We start from the raw sequence: 5,085 nt of genomic DNA, 5'->3' as shown, positions 1-5,085 counted from the left end.
TCTGTGTCAAACGTTTGCTTTAAGCATACAAGAATGTTCATATATATCCTCCTTATGGCTTCTATATTGGTTTATAAGAGATTCAGCGCGCCGCCTGCCGGCATAAGCGTGAACGGTATTCGCAAATCAACCTACTTGTCGGTAAATTGCGCTTTACGTTTTTCAATGAATGCATTTACGCCTTCCTTCATATCGTCTGAGGCAAACAGTTGCCCAAACAGGACGGCTTCTTTCTCTGTGCCCTTCTCCTGCCCCACCGCAAGTCCGTATGTAACCGCTTCAAGCGCGGCGCGTACGGAAACGGCACTTTTCTCGAGAGCGATAAGCTCAGCGACTCTTTTTACTTCATCCATCAGAGAGTCTAGGGGAACGGCGCGGTTAACCAGGCCGATACGCTCCGCTTCTCTCCCGTCAACAAATTGACTTGTCAAAATTAATTCAAGCGCTTTTGCTTTATTGGTCAGACGCGCCAGCCGCTGTGTGCCTCCGAATCCCGGAATCAAACCCAGATTCAATTCGGGCAGACCCAGCTTCGCTTCTTCGGCCGCATACCGTATATGGCAGGCCATTGCGAGCTCTAGCCCTCCGCCCAATGCCGCGCCGTTAATTGCCGCAATCACCGGTTTAGAGAAGCTCTCAATCCGGTCAAACAGCTTCTGACCTGCCCGTGCCATCTGCTCTGCCTGTTCGACATTGTCGAATGCACCGGTAAATTCTTTAATGTCTGCGCCTGCAACGAAGAACTTTCCCGCTCCTGTTAAAACGATGACTTTGATGTCATCAATGCCTTCAATATAATTGAACGCATCGCCAAGACCGGTAAGCGTGGCGGAACTTAATGTGTTCGCCGGAGGTACATCAATACTGAGATACGCTACTTTGTTTGCTGCTTCAAGCTTGACATTTGTAAACTCCATTGTTCCTCTCCCTCCATAACCTGATATATGAATGTTCAACTTTGTCCGCTGTTATTTTTCTGTAAATTGCCTGTCTTCTAAATTATAATTGTTTTCCGGACAAATGGGCATTTAAATTTTTGTAAGTTCACTGTTTTGCCACTTTCAATCCGTTAATAAACAAATTATGAATCGGGTCAACAAGGGAGACAAGATTCTGGTTCCGCTCATTCATAACCCATGAGGTGACCGCTTCGTCCAGCGTGCCGAAAATCATCTTACGCGCTACTCTATGCTCTATATCCGGCCGGAAAACACCCTGCTCTTTGCCGAGGAAAATCACTTCGTCAATCAAGTCCAGGTAATGTTTTAACACCTCGTAAATTCCCGCCCGAAGGTTCGGGTTGGCTTGGCGCGTCTCAATCTGCGTTACGATGGCCAAATCACGGTCCTGAGACATCTGCCACAAGTGCATATAAATAAGTTCACGGAGACGATCTTCCGCCTTCTCCAGCGGAGCGATTCGGGCACGGGCCGTATTGATGAAAGTTCCGACTTTCTCTTTAAACAACGATATTAATATATCGTCTTTGTTGTCAAAGTAAAGATATATCGTACCATCAGCAACTGAGGCCTCTTTGGCTATTTTTGATACCTGTGCCTGATGGTAGCCATAGCGGGCAATAACCTTTACCGCTGCTTCGATAATGCTCTGATATTTCTCCCCTGTCTTCTTCGCCATAACGCTTCCCTCAAATCCCAAATAATGAATGAGCATTCACTCGAGTTTAGTTTATTCAAAAAAATCAGGATTGTCAATATGTATCGAAGAAGAAGTGTGGTTTTGTATATATATTTCGACATTTACCGTCATTCTCCTTCTTCTAGAATATTTTTATTTGCTCAGGAAATACTTAACATGATTTCACCTCACTGGTTACAGAAAGGAGATTGTTATGACAACCCTTACACAAGATGAAAATAAAGCGGTTCGGCTTTTTTTCTATTCTTCTATTGTCTGGCTCCTCGTTGGAATGAGTATTGGCCTGATCCTTGCGATTAAGTACGTATGGCCGAATTTTCTGGTATGGGGCGAGTTTCTCCAGAAATATCTCTCCTATGGCCGCATTCGTCCGGCGCATACACACGTCGTTCTATTGGGCTGGATGTCGATGGCGTATGTGGGCGGCCTACTTTACATTATTCCCCGGTTGACCCGCAAATCTCTCGAACATCCACGCCTTGCCCGTATCATCGGTATCCTCTGGAATGTGTATATCGTGCTTGCGGTTATTATACTATCGATGGGTTATACAACGACGATTGAATACGCGGAAACACCATGGCCGCTCGACCTTTTTTTAATCGTGTTGGTGGTTGGCACAGCATATATCTGCTTCAAAACCATCGCGAAACGCAACGAACATCAACTTTATGTCAGCCTCTGGTATTTCATGGGCTCTCTTATCTGGCTGCCGTTTCTCTATATCATCGGCAACCTTGCTACCTACTTCATCTCAGGGGTTCCCCAGGCGCTGGCAGGCTGGTTCTACGGCCACAACGTCATCGGACTCTGGTTTACGACAGTGGGAGTCGGATTCATCTATTACCTGCTTCCGCTGCTGTCCAAAAATCCGCTATACAGTCACAAACTCTCGCTTATCGGATTCTGGACAATCGCAACGTTCTACGTATGGAACGGTCCGCACCATCTGCAGAACGGACCTATCCCCGCCTGGTTAATGAAAGCCGGCGTCGTTCCGTCTGTGCTCCTCATTATTCCGGTATGGACCGTCCTTGCTAACGTGTTCGGTACGATGAAGGGCAAATGGCATGTCATATCAGAGAATGTATCGCTGAAATTTGTCGTAACCGGCGCTATTTTCTATTTAATCACTTGCCTGCAAGGACCGTTTCAATCCCTTATGCAGCCAAGCGCCATCCTTAAATTCACCAACTGGATAATAGGTCACGCACATATGCCATTGTTCGCCGCTTTCTCATTCGTCCTGTTCGCCTTGTTCTATCATGCGCTGCCGACGCTGACCGGCCGCAAAATCTATAGCGAGGCGCTGATGAACTGGCACTTCTGGCTATCGATTATCGGATTTCTCATCTTTGCCTTTACCACCTGGACGGCCGGGGTTATGCAAGGGTTTGCATGGACAGAAGGAAAGCAATACGGCGTGCCGTTCCTTGAGGTGGTCGTATCGCTGCAGCCATTCTCCATCGCCCGCGCTGTCGGCGGCCTATTGATGTTCACCGGACAAATTGTGTTCGCCTACAACGTGCGCAAGTCTATTACAGAAGGACAACCGCTGTCAGTCGAAGAGAAATCGAGTTCCACTGCATAAACCGTAAGAAAGGAGCGAAACCATGAGCGGACAAAGCAAAGAACGTTTTATGAAACCTTTTATTATCGGTGCATCCCTTCTGTTCTTCATTGGGGTCGCAGCCACCGTGGTGCTTCCTTTCTACGATGAGGTCATGCAGCGGGAGAACGCAAATGCTGCCATCAAAAATTATTCGATTGATTCGCCGGAATACCGCGGACGCCAGGTCTATATCCGCGAGGGCTGTCATACGTGTCATACACAGTTCGTACGTCCCGTAAAAGCGGACTCCTCGCTGGGCCCGGTCTCTGTTCCGGAAGATTACTATCATGATTATCCGCATCTGCTGGGCAGCGTGCGGACCGGCTCCGATCTTACCTGGGTGGGCACCCGCTGGAATGAGCAATGGCACCGTGTACATTTAAACAACCCGCGCCAGGTATTCCCGGGCAGTACGATGCCAAGCTATAACTATTTATCCGACCAGGATACAGAAGATTTGATTGCTTATTTGATGAGCTTAAAACCGGCACCTTCCACTGAAGGACGCTAGGAGGTAGGAGTAATGGATGAAGAACGCCGCGAAAAGAAAGAAACAACGCATGAAGAACCTCTTGAGGAAGTTGCGGGGATTCGGATGGCGAATGCCCGGGTGCCGCGCTTTCTCGTCATCACGTATGTCACGCTGGCAGCCTGGGCGATCGGTTATTCGGTTCTGGCCCAACCGGTAAATGAACGAACGGAAGATACCGCCGGCAACAAGCCGGTAGACGGCAAAACAATCGTCCAACAGCACTGTCTCGGCTGTCACAATCTGACCAAAGAAGCGCTTGTTGGCCCCGGGCTGCAGGGGGTCGGCCAGCGCCTTCCCGGCGAGAAATTAACCAATGTGCTGCTAAACGGGCGCGGTGCCATGCCCTCCCTTCCCAACCAGGGACTGGACAGCGAACAGATTAAAGCTGTAGAAAAATATTTGCGGACACTGTAAGGAGGAAACGTATGAACACCCACATTGTGGCTGTATTTACCCTTCCGGAGGAAGCGGAACGCGCATGTAACGCCCTGCAGAGCTACGTGAAAAAAGACGAAATTTCGTTTTTACGCAAAACGGAACAACCGGATACATTTACGGGTGACGCAAGCGCCGATCCCGTGGTCGATGGCGTGACTATCGGATCGGTTATCGGAGGCGCGGCGGGTCTCGCTTTCAGCATGGGAACGCTGCTTATCCCGGGGATTGGCCCTGTAATCGCGGCAGGCCCTCTTCTCTCCGTACTCGCCGGCGCCATGTCCGGCGGAGTTATCGGAGGATTGACGGATCTAGGTATTAACAGGTATACATCCGAACATATTAGCCGGCACCTTGAACAGGGACAGGTTGTTCTTGTTATACAGGTCAGCAAACCGGAGTTGCGCGGAACGATTACCCATCTATTGGAGCAGCACGGCGCGGTAGAAATTCATGATGAACCGGTTATTGAAAATTAGGCGCAAAGAAAGGATGGGAAAAACGCTCCCATCCTTTTATTTTGTCTGTAGTCTGCCTTTCTCCTCTTCGATAAGAGCACGACGCAGAATTTTTCCGACCGCCGTCTTCGGAAGTTCATCCCGAAATTCATAGATGCGGGGTACTTTGAAAGCGGCCAGCTTCTGCCGGCAATACGTATCTAATTCCTCTTCCGTCACTCCTTCATTCTCCCGGATGACGATATAGGCTTTCACGGTTTCACCGCGGTATTCGTCCGGTACTCCGATGACAACCGCTTCTCTAATGGCCGGATGTTCATATAGAACTTCTTCGATTTCGCGGGGGTAAATGTTAAATCCCCCCGCAATAATCATGTCTTTCTTCCGAT

Annotated in this window: 7 protein-coding genes; 4 read left to right on the top strand and 3 right to left on the bottom strand. The window is 48.9% G+C overall.

Annotated elements, in window-relative coordinates; genetic code table 11:
- Positions 1-131 precede the first annotated feature (131 nt).
- Complete coding sequence (locus B2899_RS00200) at positions 132-917, bottom strand: enoyl-CoA hydratase (RefSeq protein WP_146812315.1); 786 nt, start codon at positions 915-917, stop codon at positions 132-134.
- 127 nt (positions 918-1,044) lie between these two features.
- A complete protein-coding gene (locus B2899_RS00195; RefSeq protein WP_146812316.1) occupies positions 1,045-1,638 on the bottom strand; it encodes a TetR/AcrR family transcriptional regulator in 594 nt (197 codons plus the stop codon).
- Positions 1,639-1,852: 214 nt separating this feature from the next.
- Here B2899_RS00195 and B2899_RS00190 point away from each other — a divergent pair, with 214 nt between their 5' ends.
- The 4 genes from B2899_RS00190 to B2899_RS00175 are packed head-to-tail and all read left to right on the top strand — an operon-like array spanning position 1,853 to position 4,717.
- Entirely contained in the window at positions 1,853-3,250 is a 1,398-nt protein-coding gene (locus tag B2899_RS00190; RefSeq protein WP_146812317.1) for a cbb3-type cytochrome c oxidase subunit I, read from the top strand.
- 22 nt (positions 3,251-3,272) lie between these two features.
- The gene (locus B2899_RS00185; protein ID WP_146812318.1) at positions 3,273-3,782 is read left to right on the top strand and encodes a cbb3-type cytochrome c oxidase subunit II; all 510 of its coding nucleotides are present in this window, start codon (positions 3,273-3,275) and stop codon (positions 3,780-3,782) included.
- A 12-nt stretch (positions 3,783-3,794) separates the two neighbouring features.
- Positions 3,795-4,217: a c-type cytochrome gene (locus tag B2899_RS00180; RefSeq protein WP_146812319.1), complete on the top strand. Its 423-nt coding sequence runs from the start codon at positions 3,795-3,797 to the stop codon at positions 4,215-4,217.
- Between the two features lie 11 nt (positions 4,218-4,228).
- Positions 4,229-4,717, top strand: coding sequence for a DUF1269 domain-containing protein (locus B2899_RS00175; RefSeq protein WP_286883138.1), 489 nt, complete (start codon positions 4,229-4,231; stop codon positions 4,715-4,717).
- A gap of 36 nt (positions 4,718-4,753) precedes the next feature.
- Here the strand turns inward: B2899_RS00175 and B2899_RS00170 are convergent.
- The coding region (locus tag B2899_RS00170) for an AMP-binding enzyme (RefSeq protein WP_414631731.1) at positions 4,754-5,085 on the bottom strand (332 nt) is incomplete at its 5' end.

The sequence above is a fragment of the Aneurinibacillus sp. UBA3580 genome, from assembly GCF_002375825.1.
GTDB lineage: Bacteria > Bacillota > Bacilli > Aneurinibacillales > Aneurinibacillaceae > Aneurinibacillus > Aneurinibacillus danicus.
The sequence above is the reverse complement of the archived record's forward strand: the minus strand, read 5'-3'. Positions and strand labels throughout refer to the sequence as shown.

Bases quoted from the DNA above. Each gene is read 5' to 3' on its own strand.
- B2899_RS00200 (WP_146812315.1), bottom strand. From the start codon at position 917: ATGGAGTTTACAAATGTCAAGCTTGAAGCAGCAAACAAAGTAGCGTAT.
- B2899_RS00195 (WP_146812316.1), bottom strand. From the start codon at position 1,638: ATGGCGAAGAAGACAGGGGAGAAATATCAGAGCATTATCGAAGCAGCG.
- B2899_RS00190 (WP_146812317.1), top strand. From the start codon at position 1,853: ATGACAACCCTTACACAAGATGAAAATAAAGCGGTTCGGCTTTTTTTC.
- B2899_RS00185 (WP_146812318.1), top strand. From the start codon at position 3,273: ATGAGCGGACAAAGCAAAGAACGTTTTATGAAACCTTTTATTATCGGT.
- B2899_RS00180 (WP_146812319.1), top strand. From the start codon at position 3,795: ATGGATGAAGAACGCCGCGAAAAGAAAGAAACAACGCATGAAGAACCT.
- B2899_RS00175 (WP_286883138.1), top strand. From the start codon at position 4,229: ATGAACACCCACATTGTGGCTGTATTTACCCTTCCGGAGGAAGCGGAA.